14 protein-coding genes are annotated in these 20454 nt (G+C 63.5%); 13 read left to right on the top strand and 1 reads right to left on the bottom strand.

The window, feature by feature from the left end:
- Window positions 1-108: 108 nt before the first annotated feature.
- From rpmE to R9B85_RS10965, 3 genes are all read left to right on the top strand, one after another.
- Complete coding sequence (gene rpmE, locus R9B85_RS10975; protein WP_046613534.1) at window positions 109-324, top strand: 50S ribosomal protein L31; 216 nt, start codon at window positions 109-111, stop codon at window positions 322-324.
- A 2-nt stretch (window positions 325-326) separates the two neighbouring features.
- A complete protein-coding gene (locus R9B85_RS10970) occupies window positions 327-1148 on the top strand; it encodes a thermonuclease family protein (protein ID WP_313857018.1) in 822 nt (273 codons plus the stop codon).
- 177 nt (window positions 1149-1325) lie between these two features.
- Window positions 1326-2594: a malic enzyme-like NAD(P)-binding protein gene (locus R9B85_RS10965; RefSeq protein WP_252378394.1), complete on the top strand. Its 1269-nt coding sequence runs from the start codon at window positions 1326-1328 to the stop codon at window positions 2592-2594.
- 190 nt (window positions 2595-2784) lie between these two features.
- Here the strand turns inward: R9B85_RS10965 and R9B85_RS10960 are convergent, their stop codons facing one another.
- On the bottom strand, window positions 2785-5235 hold the full coding sequence (locus R9B85_RS10960) for a penicillin-binding protein 1A (protein WP_375150036.1): 2451 nt from the start codon (window positions 5233-5235) through the stop codon (window positions 2785-2787).
- A gap of 207 nt (window positions 5236-5442) precedes the next feature.
- On the opposite strand from R9B85_RS10960, the gene pilM reads away from it, so the two are divergent.
- The 10 genes from pilM (at window position 5443) to hemE (ending at window position 20072) form a co-directional block, all read left to right on the top strand.
- Window positions 5443-6324, top strand: a complete 882-nt coding sequence (gene pilM, locus R9B85_RS10955; protein ID WP_207878243.1) for a type IV pilus biogenesis protein PilM — start codon at window positions 5443-5445, stop codon at window positions 6322-6324.
- A complete protein-coding gene (locus R9B85_RS10950; protein WP_112249662.1) occupies window positions 6321-6857 on the top strand; it encodes a PilN domain-containing protein in 537 nt (178 codons plus the stop codon). The genes pilM and R9B85_RS10950 overlap by 4 nt, the downstream gene beginning before the upstream one ends.
- 11 nt (window positions 6858-6868) lie before the next feature.
- The gene (locus tag R9B85_RS10945) at window positions 6869-7870 is read left to right on the top strand and encodes a pilus assembly protein PilP (protein ID WP_112249933.1); all 1002 of its coding nucleotides are present in this window, start codon (window positions 6869-6871) and stop codon (window positions 7868-7870) included.
- Window positions 7794-9062, top strand: coding sequence for a type IV pilus secretin PilQ (locus R9B85_RS10940; protein WP_207878241.1), 1269 nt, complete (start codon window positions 7794-7796; stop codon window positions 9060-9062). Before R9B85_RS10945 ends, R9B85_RS10940 begins: the two co-directional genes overlap by 77 nt.
- Before the next feature lie 4 nt (window positions 9063-9066).
- On the top strand, window positions 9067-9585 hold the full coding sequence (aroK, locus tag R9B85_RS10935; RefSeq protein ID WP_025340956.1) for a shikimate kinase AroK: 519 nt from the start codon (window positions 9067-9069) through the stop codon (window positions 9583-9585).
- A 96-nt stretch (window positions 9586-9681) separates the two neighbouring features.
- Complete coding sequence (gene aroB, locus R9B85_RS10930) at window positions 9682-10779, top strand: 3-dehydroquinate synthase (protein WP_112249658.1); 1098 nt, start codon at window positions 9682-9684, stop codon at window positions 10777-10779.
- A gap of 15 nt (window positions 10780-10794) precedes the next feature.
- The gene (locus R9B85_RS10925; RefSeq protein WP_112249656.1) at window positions 10795-12429 is read left to right on the top strand and encodes an SPOR domain-containing protein; all 1635 of its coding nucleotides are present in this window, start codon (window positions 10795-10797) and stop codon (window positions 12427-12429) included.
- Window positions 12430-12801: 372 nt separating this feature from the next.
- On the top strand, window positions 12802-17247 hold the full coding sequence (gltB, locus tag R9B85_RS10920; RefSeq protein ID WP_423771018.1) for a glutamate synthase large subunit: 4446 nt from the start codon (window positions 12802-12804) through the stop codon (window positions 17245-17247).
- A gap of 106 nt (window positions 17248-17353) precedes the next feature.
- Window positions 17354-18772 (top strand): FAD-dependent oxidoreductase, encoded by a 1419-nt coding sequence (locus R9B85_RS10915; protein WP_013974599.1) that lies wholly within the window; start codon window positions 17354-17356, stop codon window positions 18770-18772.
- Between the two features lie 235 nt (window positions 18773-19007).
- Window positions 19008-20072, top strand: coding sequence for a uroporphyrinogen decarboxylase (gene hemE / locus R9B85_RS10910; protein WP_075046641.1), 1065 nt, complete (start codon window positions 19008-19010; stop codon window positions 20070-20072).
- Window positions 20073-20454: the final 382 nt, after the last annotated feature.

Genomic DNA, 20454 nt, shown 5'->3' with positions numbered 1-20454 from the left:
AAGCGACAACTTGCGTTGGCGTGATGCTCTGGTATTATTCGCCGCCTAATTACGTGCGGTATTCAACAATTGGTGTTGGGTGGCGGCACGCAGCTCGAGGAAGTGACCATGAAAGCAGATATTCATCCGAACTACGAAGTAGTTGCAGTCACCTGCAGCTGCGGCAACAAGTTTGAAACCCGTTCGACCCTGGGCAGCACCCTGTCGATCGACGTTTGCAACCTGTGCCACCCGTTCTACACCGGTAAGCAGAAAGTCCTGGACACCGGTGGTCGCGTACAGAAGTTCGCCGATCGCTTCGGTATGTTCGGTACCAAGAAGTAATCATGCGCATGGCGAACCCCTCGGGTTTCGCATTGCTGCAAAAAAAGGCGCCCCTTGTGGGCGCCTTTTTTATGGGCGTCATCTGGCATTTCCCGGCCCTGGCGTTCTGCCCGCTACCGGACAGCCCGCAGCAGGTGGCGGTGCGCCAGGTGGTCGATGGCGATACCTTGCGCCTGGTCGATGGCCGCAGCGTGCGCCTGATCGGCATAAACACCCCGGAGATCGGCCGCAACGGGCGCACCAGCGAACCCTATGCCGAGGCCGCCAGGCAGCGTTTGCAGGCCTTGGTCAAGGCTAGCGACGGGCGTGTAGGGCTGGAGCCAGGTATCGAGGCCAAGGACAAATACGGCCGGACGCTGGCGCATATCTACGGCCGCAATGGCGACAATATCGAAGCACAGTTGCTCAGCGAGGGCCTGGGCTATCGCGTCGCGGTTGCCCCCAACGTGCGCCTCAGTGCATGCCAGCAGCTTGCCGAACACGCTGCGCGCAAGGCTGGCTCCGGCCTGTGGCGCCGTTCGCCGGTGGTGCGCGCGGGGGATGTGAGGCGCTCGGGTTTCGCGGTCATTGCGGGCCGCATCGAAAGCGTGGAGCGCAACCGTGGCGGAATCTGGCTGAACCTGGACGGTGCCGTGGTGCTGCAGGTTCCCGCTCGTCTGCAGCGTAACTTCCCCGCCAGCTTCTTCGATAACCTCAAGGGACGCCAGGTCGAAGCGCGTGGTTGGGTGCTGGATCGTTCCCGCAAGGGCGGCCTCAGGCCCGGGCAGCGACGCTGGGTGTTGCCATTGACCGATCCGAGCATGTTGGAGCGCATTTCAGGCTAAAAGATGTAGACATTTCGCTACTGGATTGTACACACTGTTAGCCGTATGCCCCGTGGGTTATAGCGTAAAGTCGTAGGCTAAAGGCCTTGACACAAGTGACCGACCAGTCTTGTGGCTCCCCGGCTCTTTGCGTATCCTCGGCGGTCCGTCAGAACAGTAAATAGCGGAATGCCCACCATGTCAGACCTGAAAACCGCCGCTCTCGAATATCACGCTCAACCTCGTCCGGGGAAACTGAGCGTCGAACTTTCCAAGCCCACCGCCACCGCCCGTGACCTCGCCCTGGCCTACAGCCCAGGTGTTGCTGAGCCCGTGCGTGAAATCGGCCGTGATCCAGAGCTGGCTTACAAATACACCGGCAAAGGCAACCTGGTTGCGGTGATTTCCGATGGCACCGCCATCCTCGGTCTGGGTGACCTCGGCCCACTGGCTTCCAAGCCGGTCATGGAAGGCAAGGGTGTTCTGTTCAAGCGTTTTGCCGGTATCGACGTGTTCGACATCGAAGTGGAATCGGAAAGCCCGCAGGCGTTCATCGACACCGTTCGCCGCATCTCGATCACCTTTGGTGGCATCAACCTCGAAGACATCAAGGCGCCTGAGTGCTTCGAAATCGAGCGCACCCTGATCGAACAGTGCGACATCCCGGTATTCCACGATGACCAGCACGGTACCGCCATCGTGACTGCGGCCGGCATGATCAACGCCCTGGAAATCGCCGGCAAGAAGCTGGAAGACGCCAAGATCGTCTGCCTGGGTGCCGGCGCTGCCGCCATCTCCTGCATGAAGCTGCTGGTGAGCATGGGCGCCAAGGTCGAGAACATCTACATGATCGACCGCAGTGGCGTGATTCACGCTGGCCGTGACGACCTGAACCAGTACAAGGCGCAGTTCGCCCACGCTACCGACAAGCGCACCCTGGCTGACGCACTCGACGGTGCCGACGTGTTCGTAGGCCTGTCCGGCCCGAACCTGCTGAGCGCCGAAGGCCTGAAGTCGATGGCTGCCAACCCGATCGTGTTCGCCTGCTCGAACCCGGACCCGGAAATCTCGCCAGAGCTGGCGCACGCCACTCGCAACGACGTGATCATGGCTACCGGTCGTTCCGACTACCCGAACCAGGTCAACAACGTACTGGGCTTCCCGTTCATCTTCCGCGGTGCCCTGGACGTTCGCGCCAAGCGCATCAACGAAGAAATGAAGATCGCTGCCGCCATCGCCCTGAAAGACCTGGCCAAGCTGCCAGTGCCGAAGGAAGTCTGCGAAGCCTACGGCGTGGAAGGCCTGGAGTTCGGCCGTGAGTACATCATTCCGAAGCCGCTGGACGCCCGCCTGATCACCGTTGTTTCCGATGCTGTGGCCAAGGCTGCCATCGAATCCGGCGTGGCTACCCTGCCGTATCCGAAGCACTACCCGCTGACCAGCGTGGATGATGTGTTCAACGGCTGATTGCTGCCTGGCGACACAAAAAAGCCCCGGCTCGTATGAGCCGGGGCTTTTTTGTTTGCCGGTGGGGTTGGCGCGGCCTTTGTGGGAGCGGGCGTGCCCGCGAAGAATCCAACGCGGAGGCTGGCACCGGCTACGCCGGTGTTCGCGGGCATGCCCGCTCCCACAGGGTCGGTGTTGCCTTCGAGGGCTCTTAGAACAGATCCATCGGCGCAGCTTCATCCGCCGGCAACGGGCTGCCCGGTGCTGCGCCAGTGCCCAATTCGTCCACCGACGGCGGCGAGTCCTCGGCCTTGAAAAGCTCGAAGTATGCATTCGGCGTGCTCGGCGAAGCGGCGCGGCCGCTGACCGGGTCGACGCGCAGGCTGAGGATGCCTTCCGGCTCTGCCGGCGCATGCGCAGGTTTGTCCTTGAGCGCCGCGCCCATGAAACTCATCCAGATCGGCAGTGCCGCCGTGCCGCCGTACTCGCGGCGCCCGAGGGTTTCAGGCTGGTCGAAACCGACCCACACGGTGGTCACGTAGTCGGCGTTGTAGCCGGAGAACCAGGCGTCCTTGGACTCGTTGGTGGTACCGGTCTTGCCTGCCAGGTCGGTACGGCCCAGGGCCAGCGCCCGGCGGCCGGTACCGCGCTTGATCACATCCTGCAGCATGCTGGTGAGGATGTAGGTGGTGCGCCCGTCGATGATCTGCTCGGCCACGGCCGGCGCCTGCGGTGCAGGCACCACCTGGCTGAAGGCTGCGGGTGCCTCGCCCGGCATGGCAGCGGTGCTGATCGGCTGTTCGGGCGCGGCCACTCCCGCTTGGTCCTCGGCACCTTGCGGTACCCGGGCCGGGTTGGCGATGAACAGCGTCTCGCCGCTGCGGCTTTCGATGCGATCGATCAGGTACGGGGTGATCTTGTAGCCGCCGTTGGCGAAAGTACTCCAGCCTGTGGCGATTTCCATCGGGGTCAGGGTGGCGGTGCCCAGTGCCAGCGACAGGTTGCGCGGCAGGTCCTGCTTGTTGAAGCCGAACTTGGCGATGTAGTCGATGGTGCGGTCCACGCCCATGGCCTGCAGCAGGCGGATCGACACCAGGTTGCGCGACTTGTACAGCGCTTCGCGCATGCGGATCGGGCCAAGGAAGGTGTTGGTGTCGTTCTTCGGTCGCCAGACCTTGTCCAGGTACTCGTCGACGAACACGATCGGTGCGTCGTTGACCAGGCTGGATGCGGTGTAGCCACTGTCCAGGGCGGCGCTGTAGATGAACGGTTTGAAGCTCGAGCCCGGCTGACGCTTGGCCTGCATGGCGCGGTTGTAGTTGCTCTGCTCGAACGAGAAGCCGCCGACCAGGGCGCGGATGGCGCCGTTGTAAGGGTCGAGGGTGACCAGCGCACTCTGCGCGCCAGGTACCTGGCTGAACTTGAACTTGCCATCTTCCAGGCGCTGCAGGCGCACCAGGTCGCCGACCTGGGCCACGTCTGCCGGCGACTGCGGCGCACGGCCCTGGGAGTTGCTATTGATGAACGGGCGCGCCCATTTCATGGTGTCCCAGGCCACCAGCTCTTCCTGGCCACTGCGGGTCAGCACCTTGAGGCCGGTTTTTTCGACCTGGGTGACGATGGCCGGCTCCAGGCCACCAAGGCTGCGCTGCTTGCCCAGTTCCTGCAGCCAGGCCGCCTGGGTGCGGCCCGGGAAGCGTGCTTCGGGGCCGCGGTAGCCGTGGCGCTCGTCGTAGTCGGAGAGGCCGTTGAGGATGGCCTTGTTGGCTATTTCCTGCATGTCGCTGGGCACTGTAGTGGTGACGCGGAAGCCTTCGGTATAGGCGTCGCTGCCGTAGCGGCCGACCATTTCAGCGCGGGCCATTTCGGCGATGTAAGGCGCATTCACTTCAGGCGTGGGCACGTGGTAGCTGGCGTTGAGCGGCTCGGCCAGGGCTGCCTGGTAGCTGGCTTCGTCGATCTTGCCCAGCTTGTACATGCGGCCGAGGATCCAGTCGCGGCGCTCCTTGGCGCGCACCGGGTTGGCCAGCGGGTTGAAGCGCGAGGGTGCCTTGGGCAGGCCGGCGATCATCGCCATCTGCGCCAGGCTCACGTCGCGGATCGACTTGCCGTAGTACACCTGCGCGGCGGCATCGATGCCGTAGGCGCGGTTGCCCAGGTAGATCTTGTTCACGTACAGCTCGAGGATCTCGTCCTTGGTCAGCTCGCGCTCGATCTGCAGGGCCAGCAGGATCTCGTTGGTCTTGCGCGAGAAGCTGCGTTCGCTGGTGAGGAAGAAGTTCTTCGCCACCTGCATGGTGATGGTACTGCCGCCGGTCTGGATATGGCCGGTTTTCACCAGCTGGGTCGCGGCGCGCATCAGGCTGCTGGGGTCGACACCATAGTGGTTGAGGAAATTGTCGTCCTCGGCCGACAGAAGCGCCTGGATGAATTGTGGGGGAATTTCCGCGAAGCGGATCGGCGAGCGACGCATTTCGCCGAACTCGGCAATCAGCTTGCCGTCGCTGCTGTACACCCTGAGGGGGATCTGCAACTGGATGCTTCTGAGCGACTCGACCGAGGGCAGGCTGGGGCTAAGATACAGAAACGCACCGCTCACACCGAGTACGAGCGCGCAGATGACTGCGACGGAAGACCACCAGAAGAACTTCAGCAGACGTATCAAGGCTTTTCGGTGTCCAGGTTGGGAGTGGATTGCACGCAGGTCCGGCGGACCAAAAAACGCTGGGCATTATAAGCATTTTTTCGCCTCTCCGGGTTACCGGCCAGGCTGCCCGTCGCCTCGATGGGCCGGCGCGGCCTAGTGTTGACGCGGGGTTGAGGCAGGTAGCCGCGACAGATGGCGGCGACAGACAACAAGGATGCCACGATGCTAGGACGCTTCGGCAAGGATGCCGGTTCACTCGTGGGGGTGGAAATTGCCCCTGACACCATTCGGATTGTGCAACTGCAGCGGCGTAACCGGCGCTGTCGGGTGCTTGCCTCGGTACAAGAGCCGTTCGAATCACCGCCTGGCAGTGATTGGGCGGCGGAGCCTGGCGCCGTGGCGGCTGCCTTGAAGCGCGCCTACCGACGCAGCGGCCTCAGGCAGCGCCGGGTCGCGCTGGCACTGCCGGGCAACCAGGTGATCTGCAAGCTGTGCCACCTGCCGGCGGAACAGGGCGGGGCAGAAATGGAGGCGCAACTGCTGGCTGACGCCGAACGGCTGTTCCCATTCCCACTGGAAGACCTGGCCCTGGATTTTCAGGTTCTGGGAGGCTCTCGCGTTCAGCCGGGCTGCGCCGAAGTGATGGTGGCGGCGTGTCGGCAGAGTGCACTGGCGCCACTTGAAGGCATCGTCGAGGAGGCCGGGTTGCAACTGGATGCCGTGGAGGTCGACAGCATTGCCTTGGGGCGCATGCTGCCGCGGGGCAGGCATCAGAGCTCGGCGCTGCTGCGTATCGAGACGCACAGCAGCACCCTTTATGGCTGGCAGTCGAGTCGGCCTCAGCAACGGCGTGAGCTGAGCCTGGGGCTGTCGACGATAACGGGGGAGTTGCCGGAGCGCCTGCTGGCCCTGCTCGCCGGTGAGCCTTTGCCCGATTGCCTGTGGATCGCCAGCCGTTCTCCGATCGAACCGGGCCATATGCAGAGCCTCGGCTCCCGGTTGAACTTGCCGTGTCGCCTGATGCCCGATGTGGCGCGCCTGGAACCCGTCGATGGCGCGATGATCCTGGCATGCGCCCTTGCTCTCGGAGGGTTGCGTCGATGATGCGGCTGAACCTTCTGCCCTGGCGCGAACGGCAACGCCAGGCCGTGTTGCGGTGTTTTCGCAGGCAACTGGTTGCCGGTGCGCTGCTGGCCCTGTGTGGCGTGACGTTGGTCGACCAGCTGGCCCGCCAGCGCGGGCAGCAGCAGGCGCTGGCCAATACCCAGCGCCAGGCTGCCCTGGAGGTGGCGGGCGAGCAGTTGCAGCCGCTGGCCGAAGTGCGTGCGCAGCATGAGGCGCTACTGGCACGCGCGGCGGCGCTGGAAGGACTGCGTGCCCACCAGGATGTGCTGGCCGGGGTGTTGGCTGACCTCGAGCGGGCGTTGCCAGTGGGGGTGCAACTGCTCGACCTCAGCCTGGAAGACGGCAGCCTGCAGATGACTGGGCTGGCCACATCCGGTGCCGTAGTCGCGCAGTTCATGCGTGACCTGAGCCGTTCGAGTGCGCTGGTCGGCCTGGAGCTCAAGCGCATCAGGGGCCTGCCGGGCGGCGATGAATTCGTGCTGGGCGCGCGCGTTTCGGCGTTCTGGTCGTGAATGCTGCACAGGTGCTCGGCTGGCTGGCCATGGCCGAGCGCTCCAAACGCTTCAGGCAGCTGGCGCCAGTGCTGTTGGCCCTGACGTTGTTCGGCCTGGGCTGCGCCATGCGTCTGCCTGCAGCGTTGCAGCAGCAGAGGCAGGAGGAGGCCCGCTACGCCGAGTTGCACGAAAAACAGTCAGCCAGCGCGGTGCAGCTGGCCGAGCTGGCGCAAATCCAGGCCTCTGTGAGCATTGCCGAGCAACGCTTGCGGGAGGCGTACTGGCACCTGGCGGCCGGGGAGGGCATGAGTGACCTGCTCGAGCGCCTGGCGGCATCGGGGCATGCTCATGGCTTGCTGATCGAGCGCTTCGACGTACATGACGACGAACAGCAGGGCGGTTTCCGCAAGGTACCGCTGGAACTACAAGTGGTGGGGCGATACGTGGCCCTGCGGCAGTGGCTGGGCGACTGGTTGGGCCAGGCGCGTGTGCTGCGCAGCGGTGACTTGCAGCTGGCTCCGGCCGATGGCAAGCCTGGGCTGCTACGCCTGCAGTTGCGGGTTGATGCCTATCAGGCGCTGGCGCCAGTGCCTGAACCTGCGACGCTTGCGCGAATGCCGGCCAGGGGCGTGACGGCAGCGCCCCAAGTCGACCCGTTTGCGCCCGGAGCGACACGGTTGGCGGGCAGCGGGTTGGGCGGCGTGCCTCTGGCGCAACTGGAGATGGTAGGCAGCCTGTCGCGTGGGGCGGAACACGAAGCACTGCTGATGGCGGCCGGCAGGCTCTATCGCGTGCGCCCTGGGGACCGGGTCGGGCGTGACCAGGGGGTGGTGGCGAGGGTTGATCGAACCCAGGTCGAAGTACGCGAACGGCTGTTCATGGCGGGCGTGTGGCATGAACGCATGGCGTTCATCACGCTCGCAAAGCACCAGGGCAAGGAGGCCCGGGACGACGATGAAAACATTGATGAAATGGGTACTGGCAGCCCTGCTGCCGGTCCCGCTGGCGTGGGCGATGCCTTATCAGGGTGAACCACTGTCGCTGAACTTCCAGGATGTTGAAGTGCGCTCGGTGCTGCAGGTGCTGGCTGACTACGCCGGTGTCAACCTGGTCGTCAGCGATGCCGTGCAGGGTAGCGTCACCTTGCGCCTGGAGGATGTGCCATGGGACCAGGCGCTGGACCTGGTACTGCGCAGCAAGGGCCTGGCCCGGCGACAGGAGGGCAATGTGCTGCTGGTGGCGCCTGCGGCCGAGTTTGCCGCGCAATCTGTCGATGCCCGTGTGGGCCAGGCGCTGGATGCGCAGTTGCAGCCGTTGCGCCGGGAACTGTTGCCCATCCATCACGCCGAGGCTGCCGAGCTGGCGGAATTGCTGCTGGAGAGCCTGGCAGATGACGGCAACCTCGCCGGTCGGGGCAGCCTGAGTGTCGATGAACGCACCAATACGCTGGTGGTGCACCAGCCGGCCGACCGCCTCGCCGAGCTGAGGCAATTGGTGGCGCAGCTGGATGTGCCGGTGCGCCAGGTGGCGATCGAGGCACGTATCGTCGAGGCCAACGTCGATTACGAGAAAAGCCTGGGGGTGCGCTGGGGCGGGCCGCTGTATGTCGAGAGCCCGCGCCCTGGCAAGGATCTGTTCGTCGACCTGGGGGTGGAGCGGGTGGGTGGCAGTATTGGCCTGGGCCTGTTGCGTGGCGACGTGTTGCTCGACCTGGAACTCAGTGCCATGGAAAAGAGCGGCAACGGGGAAATCATCTCGCAGCCCAAGGTGGTCACGGCCGACAAGGAAACGGCCAGGATCCTCAAGGGTACCGAGGTGCCGTACCAGGAAACCAGCAAGAGCGGCGCCACCTCGGTAGCGTTCCGCGAAGCCTCGTTGTCGCTGGAGGTGACTCCGCAGATCACCCCGGACAACAAGGTGATCATGACCGTCAGGGTGACCAAGGACGAGCCGGATTACGTCAATGCCTTGAACAACGTACCGCCGATCCGCAAGAACGAGGTCAATGCCAAGGTTCGCGTGACGGACGGTGAAACGATCGTGATCGGTGGCGTGTACTCGACTTCGCAAAACAATGTGGTCGACAAGGTGCCATTTTTCGGCGATCTGCCGTATGTTGGGCGGCTGTTTCGACGCGATGCATTACAAGAGAAAAAATCCGAGCTGCTGGTCTTCCTGACTCCGCGTATCATGAGTGACCAGGCGATTGCTGTGAGTCGTTGATTCTGTGCGAAATTTGATACTTGTGGGGCCCATGGGCGCTGGTAAAAGCACCATCGGGCGCCTATTGGCCAAAGAGCTGCGCCTGCTGTTCAAGGATTCCGACAAGGAAATCGAACTGCGATGCGGCGCCAACATACCGTGGATTTTCGACAAGGAAGGCGAGCCGGGTTTCCGTGACCGCGAGCAGGCGATGATCGCCGAGCTGTGCGCACTCGACGGCGTGGTCCTGGCGACCGGCGGTGGCGCGGTAATGCGCGAGGCCAACCGCCAGGCCCTGCACCAGGGTGGCCGCGTGATCTATCTGCATGCTTCGGTGGAGCAGCAGGTTGGCCGCACCGCACGTGATCGCAATCGCCCCCTGCTGCGCACCGCCAATCCCGAGGCGACCTTGCGCGCCCTGCTGGAAACCCGCGACCCGCTCTATCGCGAGATCGCCGACCTGGTGGTGGAAACCGACGAGCGGCCGCCTCGCATGGTGGTGATCGATATTCTCGAGCGCTTGCAGCAGTTGCCGCCCCGTTAGCCCGGGACTATTCTCGGCCACCAGCGCCGAGGCTAGGTTCAACGTTACCGCGCGGGCGCCCGAACAGCGCAGCGCTCAAGTACATTGTGGGGATACATGCAGACACTAAAGGTCGACCTGGGCGAGCGTAGCTACCCGATCTACATTGGCGAAGGCCTGCTGGACCAGCCTGAACTGCTGGCGCCGCACATCGCCGGGCGGCAGGTTGCCATCGTTTCCAACGAGACCGTCGCGCCCCTGTATCTCGAACGCCTGAGCAAGACCCTGGGCGCCTATTCGGTGCTGCCGGTGGTATTGCCCGATGGCGAAGCCCACAAGAACTGGGAAACCCTGCAGCTGATCTTCGATGGCCTGCTGACTGCACGGCATGACCGCCGCACCACCGTGGTTGCCCTGGGTGGTGGCGTGATCGGTGACATGGCCGGCTTCGCCGCCGCCTGCTACCAGCGCGGCGTCGACTTCATCCAGGTGCCGACCACGCTGTTGTCCCAGGTCGATTCCTCGGTTGGTGGCAAGACTGGCATCAACCACCCGCTGGGCAAGAACATGGTCGGTGCGTTCTACCAGCCCAACGCGGTGCTGATCGACACCACCACGCTGCAGACCCTGCCGGCGCGCGAGCTGTCTGCCGGGCTGGCGGAAGTGATCAAGTACGGCCTGATCTGCGACAAGCCGTTCCTCACCTGGCTCGAAGATAATATGCAGGCGCTGCGCGCCCTCGATCCGGCGGCGCTGACCGAAGCCATTCGCCGTTCCTGCGCGGCCAAGGCCGCCGTGGTCGGGGCTGACGAGCGCGAATCCGGCGTGCGCGCCACGCTGAACCTGGGGCACACCTTCGGCCATGCCATCGAGACCCACATGGGTTACGGCGTGTGGCTGCACGGCGAAGCCGTGGCGGCGGGTACGGTGATGGCCCTGGAGATGTCCATGCGCCTTGGCTGGATCGACCAGGCCGAGCGCGATCGCGGAATCCGCCTGTTGCAGGACGCAGGTTTGCCGGTGGTGCCACCACAGGAAATGACCCCGGCGCATTTCATGGAGCACATGGCGGTCGACAAGAAGGTGCTCGACGGCCGCCTACGTCTGGTGCTGCTGCGCCAGATGGGCGAGGCCGTGGTGACCGACGACTATCCGAAAGAGATTCTACAGGCCACGTTGTCGGCGGATTACCGCGCGATCGTGGCCCAGCTTTGAGGTTGTGACAGCGCAATGACCAGTTTGCATGCCGATGAGGCCTTTCTCGACCATTACCAGTTGAGCCACGATCCGTTCGCACCCCGCGTGCCCGGCTTCAAGTTCTTCCCGGCCCAGCGCAAGCCCGTGCTCGGCCAATTGCACCACCTGGCGCGCTACAGCCAGCTGATGCTGGTTGTCACCGGCCCGCTGGGCAGTGGCAAGACCCTGCTGCGCCAGGCCCTGGTGGCCAGTACCAACAAGCAGGCAGTGCAGAGCGTGGTGGTTTCCGCTCGTGGCGCCAGCGATGCCGCCAGCGTACTCGGCCAGGTCGCGCAGAACCTGGATGTGGCCGAAGCCGAAATGCAGGCGATCCTGGCCAAGGTGGTGCAATTGGCACTGACTGGCCAGGAAGTGTATTTGCTGGTGGACGATGCGGAACAACTCGACGAGTCGGCACTCCAAGCGTTGCTGGAATTGGCGGCGGGTGTACCGGAAGGGCGCCCGCACGTGTTCCTGTTCGGTGAGCCGTCGCTGATTGCCGGGCTGGACGAGATCAATATCGAGGAAGAACGCTTCCATATCATCGAACTCGCCCCCTACAGTGAAGAAGAAACCCGCGAGTACCTGGAGCAGCGCCTGGAAGGTGCTGGCCGGGGCATCGAGGTGTTCAGCCGTGAACAGATCGTCGATATCCATGAAAACTCCGACGGCTGGCCTGGCAACATCAACCAGGTCGCCCGTGACACTTTGATCGAAGCCATGATCGCCAGCCGCTCGACGGCCAAGCGACCATCCATGGGGTTCAAGATGCCTAAAAAACATGTGCTCGCGCTGTCCGCTGTGGTTGTGGTCGCCGTTGCGGCCGCGGTGTTGATGCCGAAGAAAGGTGACAAGGCGCCTGCCGAAGCGCCGGCCGCCCAGGCCCAGCTGCCGCTTGGCGAAGGCCAGGCCAATGGTGGCAACCCGGCCATCGAGTTCTCGGGTTCTTCCCAGCCGATGCCATTGCCGCTGGTTGGCCAGTCGCAGCCGGTGATGCGCGAGCCGCTGGCCCAGGCCGCGGGCATGGGCGAGGGTGAAGAGGGTAGCCCGGCCGGCGATACCGCCCTGCAGCCAGGCAACCCGCCGCCAACCGTGACCACCATCGCACCACCGCAAGGTGTGCCGGCAGGCCCGGCACCGGTACCTGCCCAGCCAGTAGCCTCGGCGCCGACCCAGCCGGTACAGCCGCAACCGCAGCCGGTTGCACCTGCAGCGAAGCCTGTCGCAACCCAGCCTGCCAAGCCGGTCGCGCCTGCCAAGCCTGCGCCAGCACCGACTCAAGTCGCCGTGGCCAAGCCGGCCGCCAAGCCTGTCGAGAAGCCGGCAGCCGGTGGCAGCGGCAACAGCGGCTGGTACACCGGTCAGAAACCGGGCAATTACGTGGTGCAAATTCTGGGTACCAGCTCCGAGGCTTCGGCCCAGGCGTTCGTCAAGGCCCAGGGTGGCGACTATCGCTACTTCAAGAAAAACCTGCAGGGCAAGCCGCTGTACGTTGTCACTTACGGCAACTTCGCCAACCGCGACGCAGCGGTTGCGGCAATCAAGAACTTGCCAGCGAAGGTCCAGGCTGGTAAACCTTGGCCACGTACCGTCGCCAGCGTCCAACAAGAGCTGGCCTCGGCCCGCTGATACCTTCCGGGCGGCATCACCCCGCTGCCCAGTTGCTGAGCGATTACTGACTTTCGACTAGCCTGCTGCGTTGTCACGCGGCAGGCTTTTCTGTCCCAGACTGCCGGCCACAAGCCTTACTTGCAGTCATGGCTGAAACGCTTCAGACTCGAGCCAAGCCGCTATCACGGCGCATGGCGCAAAAACATTCAAAATTGCGACATAAATTTTCAATGGTGAGACATGAAAATTTGTGGGCATCGCTGTCGCTGTGCAACAATGGTTTTCCATGGCCACCGCAAAAAAGCTGGCGTTTGATCGGCGTGGATGGTAAGTGGTTGTTAAAAAAGAGATTTACCTCCGTTGAGAGGTGAACCTGGTGAGAATGTGTCTATGAAAACAGGTCTGTACCATCCCGAAGAATTCAAGGACAACTGTGGTTTTGGCCTGATCGCCCATATGACGGGCGAACCGAGCCACCACCTTCTGCAAACCGCCATGCAGGCATTGACCTGCATGACCCACCGCGGCGGCATTAACGCCGACGGCAAGACCGGTGACGGTTGCGGTCTGCTCATGCAGAAGCCCGATCAATTCCTGCGTGCCGTGGCCCAGGAGCACTTCGCCGTCGAGCTGCCCAGGCAGTACGCCGTCGGCATGGTGTTCTTCAATCAGGACCCGGTCAAAGCCGAAGCCGCTCGCGCCAACATGGACCGCGAAATCCTTGCCGCTGGCCTGAAGCTGGTCGGCTGGCGCAAGGTGCCGATCGACACCAGCGTGCTCGGCCGCCTGGCGCTCGAGCGCCTGCCACAGATCGAGCAGGTGTTCATCGGCGGTGAAGGCCTGAGCGACCAGGAATTCGCCATCAAGCTGTTCAGTGCTCGTCGCCGTTCTTCCGTGGCCAACGCCCACGACACCGACCACTACATCTGCAGCTTCTCGCACAAGACCATCATCTACAAAGGCCTGATGATGCCGCGCGATCTCGCGGCCTTCTACCCGGACCTGGGTGACGAGCGCCTGCAAACCGCGATCTGCGTGTTCCACCAGCGCTTCTCCACCAACACCCTGCCGAAATGGCCGCTGGCGCAGCCGTTTCGCTTCCTCGCCCACAACGGCGAGATCAACACCATCACCGGCAACCGCAACTGGGCCATGGCCCGTCGCACCAAGTTCGCCAACGACCTGATCCCCGACCTCGAAGAGCTCGGCCCGCTGGTCAACCGCGTCGGTTCCGATTCCTCGAGCATGGACAACATGCTGGAGCTGATGGTCACTGGCGGTATCGACCTGTTCCGTGGCGTGCGCATGCTGGTACCGCCAGCCTGGCAGAACGTCGAGACCATGGACGCCGACCTGCGCGCTTTCTACGAATACAACTCCATGCACATGGAGCCGTGGGATGGCCCGGCCGGTATCGTCATGACCGAAGGCCGCCATGCAGTGTGCCTGCTCGACCGTAACGGCCTGCGCCCGGCGCGCTGGGTAACCACCACCAATGGCTACATCACCATCGCCTCGGAAATCGGCGTATGGGGCTACCAGCCTGAGGATGTATTGGCCAAGGGCCGTGTCGGCCCGGGCCAGATCCTGGCCGTGGACACCGAAACCGGCCAGATCCTCGACACCGACGCCATCGACAACCGCCTGAAGTCGCGCCACCCGTACAAGCGCTGGCTGCGTCAGCATGCCACGCGCATCCAGGCGACGCTGACCGACGATCAGGGCGTGGCCAGCTACGACGCCGACCAGCTCAAGCAATACATGAAGATGTTCCAGGTCACCTTCGAGGAGCGTGACCAGGTACTGCGCCCGCTCGGCGAGCAGGGCCAGGAAGCGGTCGGCTCGATGGGTGACGACACGCCGATGGCCGTGTTGTCGCAGCGTGTGCGTTCGCCGTACGACTTCTTCCGCCAGCAGTTCGCCCAAGTGACCAACCCGCCGATCGACCCGCTGCGCGAAGCGATCGTCATGTCCCTGGAAATCTGCCTGGGTGCCGAGCGCAACATCTTCCAGGAATCCCCGGAGCATGCTTCGCGGGTAATCCTCAGCTCGCCGGTCATCTCGCCCGCCAAGTGGCGTTCGCTGATGAACCTGGAGCGCGAAGGCTTCGACCGCCAGCTGATCGACCTCAACTATGAAGAGAGCGTCGGCCTGGAAGCGGCCATCCGCAACATCGCCGACCAGGCTGAAGAAGCCGTGCGCGCTGGCAAGACCCAGCTGGTGCTGAGCGACCGCTACATCGCCCCGGGCAAGCTGCCGGTGCACGCCTCGCTGGCCGTTGGTGCGGTGCACCACCGCCTGACCGAACAGGGCCTGCGTTGCGACAGCAACATCCTGGTGGAAACCGCCACCGCCCGCGACCCGCACCACTTTGCCGTGCTGCTGGGCTTCGGTGCCTCGGCCGTCTACCCGTACCTGGCTTATGAAGTGCTGGCCGACCTGATCCGTACCGGCGAAGTGCTGGGCGACCTGGACGAAGTCTTCAAGTACTACCGCAAGGGCATCTCCAAGGGCCTGCTGAAGATCCTGTCGAAGATGGGTATCTCCACCATCGCCTCGTACCGTGGCGCGCAGCTGTTCGAAGCCATCGGCCTGGCCGAGGAAGTGGTCGCTCTGAGCTTCAAGGGCGTTTCCAGCCGCATCAAGGGTGCGCGTTTCGCAGACCTGGAAAGCGACCAGAAGCTGCTGGCAGCCGAAGCCTGGAGCGCGCGCAAGCCGATCCAGCAAGGCGGCCTGCTGAAGTTCGTCCATGGTGGTGAATACCACGCCTACAACCCGGATGTGGTCAACACCCTGCAGGCCGCCGTGCAGCAGGGCGACTACGCCAAGTTCAAGGAATACACCACGCTGGTGGACCAGCGTCCGGTGTCGATGATCCGCGACCTGCTGAAGGTGAAAGTGGCCGACCAGCCGCTGGCGCTGGAGCAGATCGAGCCACTGGAGGCGATCCTCAAGCGCTTCGACTCCGCCGGTATCTCGCTGGGCGCACTGTCGCCGGAGGCTCACGAAGCGCTGGCCGAGGCGATGAACCGCCTGGGCGCGCGTTCCAACTCTGGCGAGGGCGGTGAAGACCCGTCGCGCTACGGCACCATCAAGAGCTCGAAGATCAAGCAGGTGGCCACCGGCCGCTTTGGCGTGACCCCGGAATACCTGGTCAACGCCGAAGTGCTGCAGATCAAGGTTGCCCAGGGTGCCAAGCCCGGTGAAGGCGGCCAGCTGCCAGGCGGCAAGGTCAACGGCCTGATCGCCAAGCTGCGTTACGCAGTACCTGGCGTGACCCTGATCTCGCCTCCTCCGCACCACGACATCTACTCGATCGAAGACCTGGCCCAGCTGATCTACGACCTCAAGCAGGTCAACCCGCAGGCCCTGGTTTCGGTCAAGCTGGTGGCAGAAGCCGGCGTCGGCACCATCGCCGCCGGTGTGGCCAAGGCCTATGCCGACCTGATCACCATCTCCGGCTACGACGGTGGTACCGGTGCTTCGCCGCTGACCTCAATCAAGTACGCCGGCGCTCCATGGGAGCTGGGCCTGGCCGAGACCCACCAGACCCTGCGCGGCAACGACCTGCGCGGCAAGGTGCGGGTACAGACCGACGGCGGCCTGAAGACCGGCCTGGACGTGATCAAGGCGGCTATCCTCGGTGCCGAAAGCTTCGGCTTCGGGACCGCGCCAATGATCGCTCTGGGCTGCAAGTACCTGCGCATCTGCCACCTGAACAACTGCGCCACCGGCGTGGCTACCCAGAACGACAAGCTGCGCAAGGACCACTACATCGGCACCGTCGACATGGTGATCAACTTCTTCACCTTCGTCGCCGAAGAGACCCGTGAGTGGCTGGCCAAGCTGGGCGTGCGCAGCCTCGGCGAACTGATCGGCCGTACCGACCTGCTCGACGTGCTGCCAGGCGACACCGAGCGCCAGCAGTACCTGGACCTGACGCCGCTGCTGGGCAGCTCGCATATCCCGGCTGACAAGCCGCAGTTCTGCGAGGTCGACAAGAACCCGCCGTTCGACCAGGGTGAGCTGGCCGAGAAGATGGTGGAAATGGCCATGCCGGCCATCCGTGACCAGGCCGGTGGCGAGTTCAGCCTCGACATCTGCAACTGCGACCGCTCCATCGGTGCGCGCGTGTCGGGTGAAATCGCCCGCCTGCATGGCAACCAGGGTATGGCCGCAGCGCCGATCACCTTCCGCTTCAAGGGCACTGCGGGCCAGAGCTTCGGCGTGTGGAACGCCGGCGGCCTGAACCTGCACCTGGAAGGCGATGCCAACGACTACGTCGGCAAGGGCATGACCGGCGGCAAGGTCACCATCGTGCCGCCAGTCGGCAGCCCGTTCGAAACCCAGCACAGCGCCATCGTCGGCAACACCTGCCTGTACGGCGCCACCGGCGGCAAGCTGTTCGCCGCCGGTACTGCTGGCGAGCGCTTCGCTGTACGTAACTCCGGCGCCCACGCTGTTGTCGAGGGCACTGGCGATCACTGCTGTGAATACATGACCGGCGGCTTTGTCTGCGTGCTGGGCAAGACCGGTTACAACTTCGGTTCTGGCATGACTGGCGGCTTCGCCTACGTGCTCGACATGGACAATACCTTCGTCGACAAGCTCAACCATGAGCTGGTGGAAATCCAGCGTATCAGTGGTGAAGCGATGGAGGCCTACCGCAGCCACCTGGCGCGGGTCCTTGCCGAGTACGTGGAAGAGACCGGCAGCGAGTGGGGGCGTGAGCTCTCGGAGAACCTGGACGACTACGTGCGGCGCTTCTGGCTGGTCAAGCCGAAGGCAGCCAACCTGAAGCAACTGCTGTCCAGCACCCGTGCCAACCCGCAGTAACAACAGCTGCAAGTGACGGCCCCGTACGCGGGGCCTGTCGTGCTCAAGTGATCGTCTTGCAGCTTGCAGCCTGAGGCTGGCAACTGCGGTAAAGAGGTTTTGAAAAATGGCTGAACGTCTGAACAACGACTTCCAGTTCATCGAAGTGGGCCGCAAGGACCCGAAGAAAAAGCTGCTGCGCCAGCGCAAGAAGGAGTTCGTGGAAATCTACGAGCCGTTCAAGCCGCAGCAGTCCGTGGAGCAGGCGCACCGCTGCCTGGGCTGCGGTAACCCCTATTGCGAATGGAAGTGCCCGGTACACAACTTCATCCCCAACTGGTTGAAGCTGGTTTCCGAAGGCAACATCCTGGCCGCGGCGGAACTGTCGCACCAGACCAACACCCTGCCGGAAGTATGCGGCCGGGTATGCCCGCAGGACCGCCTGTGCGAGGGTGCCTGCACCCTGAACGACGGCTTCGGCGCGGTGACTATCGGCTCGGTGGAGAAGTACATCACCGACACCGCCTTCGCCATGGGCTGGCGCCCGGACATGTCCAAGGTCAAGCCAACCGGCAAGCGCGTTGCCATCATCGGCGCCGGCCCGGCTGGCCTGGGCTGTGCCGACGTGCTGGTACGTGCCGGCGTGACCCCGGTGGTGTTCGATCGCAACCCGGAAATCGGCGGCCTGCTGACCTTCGGTATTCCCGAGTTCAAGCTGGAAAAGACCGTGCTCAGCAACCGCCGTGAAGTGTTCACCGGCATGGGCATCGAGTTCCGCCTGAACACCGAGGTGGGCAAGGACGTGACCATGGAGCAACTGCTCGCCGAGTACGACGCGGTGTTCATGGGCATGGGTACCTACACCTACATGAAGGGCGGCTTCCCGGGCGAGGACCTGCCGGGCGTGCATGACGCGCTGGACTTCCTGATCGCCAACGTCAACCGCAACCTGGGCTTCGAGAAGTCGCCGGAAGACTTCGTCGACATGCAGGGCAAGAAGGTGGTGGTACTGGGCGGTGGTGACACCGCGATGGACTGCAACCGCACTTCGATCCGCCAGGGCGCCAAGTCGGTGACCTGCGCCTATCGCCGTGACGAGGCCAACATGCCGGGTTCGCGTCGTGAGGTGAAGAACGCCAAGGAAGAGGGCGTGAAGTTCCTCTACAACCGCCAGCCTATCGCCATTGTCGGCGAGGACAAGGTCGAAGGCGTGAAGGTGGTCGAGACTCGTCTCGGCGAGCCGGATGCCCGTGGCCGCCGCAGCCCGGAGCCGATCCCGGGGTCCGAAGAGATCCTGCCGGCCGATGCCGTGGTCATCGCCTTCGGCTTCCGACCAAGCCCAGCGCCGTGGTTCGAGCAGCATGGCATCCAGCTGGACAGCCAGGGCCGCGTGGTGGCACCGGAGAAGGGCAAGTTCAAGCACCAGACCAGCAACCCGAAAGTGTTTGCCGGTGGCGACATGGTGCGTGGGTCGGACCTGGTGGTGACGGCTATCTTCGAAGGGCGTACTGCTGCTGAAGGTATCCTGGACTACCTGGAAGTCTGATTGATTATGGGGCCGCTTTGCGGCCCGTCGCGACACAAGGCCGCTCCTACAGGGGATCGCGTACTTCCTGTAGGAGCGGCCTTGTGTCGCGACGGGCTGCAAAGTAGCCCCAAAGGCATTTTTGTATACAAAAATCCTTGATCCATGGCATCCAATAGACAAAACGCATGGCCTTGACCGTGCCTTTTGCGCTGGCGTCTGAGAAAATGCCCGCACTTTTTTTCCGGATGCCGACATGACTGCCCTGAAGAACGATCGTTTCCTGCGTGCACTGCTCAAGCAACCCGTAGACGTCACCCCGGTGTGGATGATGCGCCAGGCCGGCCGCTACCTGCCGGAGTACCGCGCCAGCCGCGCCAAGGCCGGTGACTTCATGAGCCTGTGCATGAACCCGCAGTTCGCCTGCGAGGTCACCCTGCAGCCGCTGGACCGCTACCCGCTGGACGCGGCGATCCTGTTCTCGGACATCCTCACCATCCCCGATGCCATGGGCCTGGGCCTGTACTTCGAAAGCGGCGAAGGCCCGCGCTTCAAGAAGGTCATCAGCACCCCGGCCGACATCGAAGCGCTGCCGATCCCCGACCCGCAGAAAGACCTTGGCTACGTGATGGACGCGGTCAGCACCATCCGCCGCGAGCTCAACGGCCGCGTGCCGCTGATCGGCTTCTCCGGCAGCCCGTGGACCCTGGCCACCTACATGGTCGAAGGCGGCTCGTCGAAGGACTTCCGCAAGACCAAGGCCATGGCCTACGACAACCCGCAGGCCCTGCACCTGCTGCTGGACAAGCTGGCCCAGTCGGTCACCAGCTACCTCAACGGCCAGATCCTCGCTGGTGCCCAGGCCGTGCAGATTTTCGACACTTGGGGCGGCAACCTGTCGGCGGCGGCTTACCAGGAGTTCTCCCTGGCCTACATGCGCAAGATCGTCAGCGGCCTGATCCGCGAGCACGAGGGGCGCAAGGTGCCGGTGATCCTGTTCACCAAGAACGGCGGCCTGTGGCTGGAAAGCATCGCCGAAGCCGGCGCCGACGCGCTGGGCCTGGACTGGACCTGCGAGATCGGCGATGCCCGCCGCCGCGTGGGTGACAAGGTGGCGCTGCAGGGCAACATGGACCCGACCGTGCTGTACGCCAAGCCCGAGGCCATCCGCAAGGAAGTGGCGCGTATCCTGGCCAGCTATGGCCACGGCACAGGCCATGTGTTCAACCTTGGCCACGGCATCACACCGGAAGTCGACCCAGAGCACGCCGGCGTGTTCATCAACGCGGTGCATGAGCTGTCGGCGCAATATCACGCTTGATTCGAGGCTCCCCGAGGTTTCGGGTCGGGGAGTCTTTCGCAAGCCTGTTCGCATCAGATTGGGGATATTTCCCTGATGTTGAACAGGCTTGTTCAAGTTACATGTCAGCGTTTCACCAAGAAAGTTGCATGTCGCTGTGAATCTTTCGATGTAGAGGAAGTTCTCGACATTGAAGATCGATAGTAATCCCTTCTCGCGTCTTTAACGCTTTTGTTTCGAAAGTCCCTACATGGAAATTGCCTCAAGGCCGCGAGAAAAGACCGCGGCCTGCCAGGTTTATTCCTACATGAACGCAAAGTTGTTTTCTTTACTCTCCGCGCTCCATTCGCGCTGAAGGTGCATTGCATTTCAATAAATGTGCCTTTACGCATTTAACCAGCAA

The organism is Pseudomonas sp. NLJ1 (assembly GCF_049486705.1).
In the GTDB taxonomy this organism is placed as follows: domain Bacteria; phylum Pseudomonadota; class Gammaproteobacteria; order Pseudomonadales; family Pseudomonadaceae; genus Aquipseudomonas; species Aquipseudomonas inefficax.
Note: the sequence above shows the minus strand (reverse complement) of the source record. Positions and strands in the feature narration are given on the sequence as shown.

Excerpts from the sequence above, each read along its gene's own strand:
- pilM (WP_207878243.1), top strand. The coding sequence starts at position 5,443 with ATGCTAGGACGCTTCGGCAAGGATGCCGGTTCACTCGTGGGGGTGGAA.
- R9B85_RS10940 (WP_207878241.1), top strand. The coding sequence starts at position 7,794 with ATGAAAACATTGATGAAATGGGTACTGGCAGCCCTGCTGCCGGTCCCG.
- rpmE (WP_046613534.1), top strand. The coding sequence starts at position 109 with ATGAAAGCAGATATTCATCCGAACTACGAAGTAGTTGCAGTCACCTGC.
- gltB (WP_423771018.1), top strand. The coding sequence starts at position 12,802 with ATGAAAACAGGTCTGTACCATCCCGAAGAATTCAAGGACAACTGTGGT.
- R9B85_RS10970 (WP_313857018.1), top strand. The coding sequence starts at position 327 with ATGCGCATGGCGAACCCCTCGGGTTTCGCATTGCTGCAAAAAAAGGCG.
- R9B85_RS10965 (WP_252378394.1), top strand. The coding sequence starts at position 1,326 with ATGTCAGACCTGAAAACCGCCGCTCTCGAATATCACGCTCAACCTCGT.
- R9B85_RS10915 (WP_013974599.1), top strand. The coding sequence starts at position 17,354 with ATGGCTGAACGTCTGAACAACGACTTCCAGTTCATCGAAGTGGGCCGC.
- R9B85_RS10925 (WP_112249656.1), top strand. The coding sequence starts at position 10,795 with ATGACCAGTTTGCATGCCGATGAGGCCTTTCTCGACCATTACCAGTTG.
- R9B85_RS10950 (WP_112249662.1), top strand. The coding sequence starts at position 6,321 with ATGATGCGGCTGAACCTTCTGCCCTGGCGCGAACGGCAACGCCAGGCC.
- aroB (WP_112249658.1), top strand. The coding sequence starts at position 9,682 with ATGCAGACACTAAAGGTCGACCTGGGCGAGCGTAGCTACCCGATCTAC.
- hemE (WP_075046641.1), top strand. The coding sequence starts at position 19,008 with ATGACTGCCCTGAAGAACGATCGTTTCCTGCGTGCACTGCTCAAGCAA.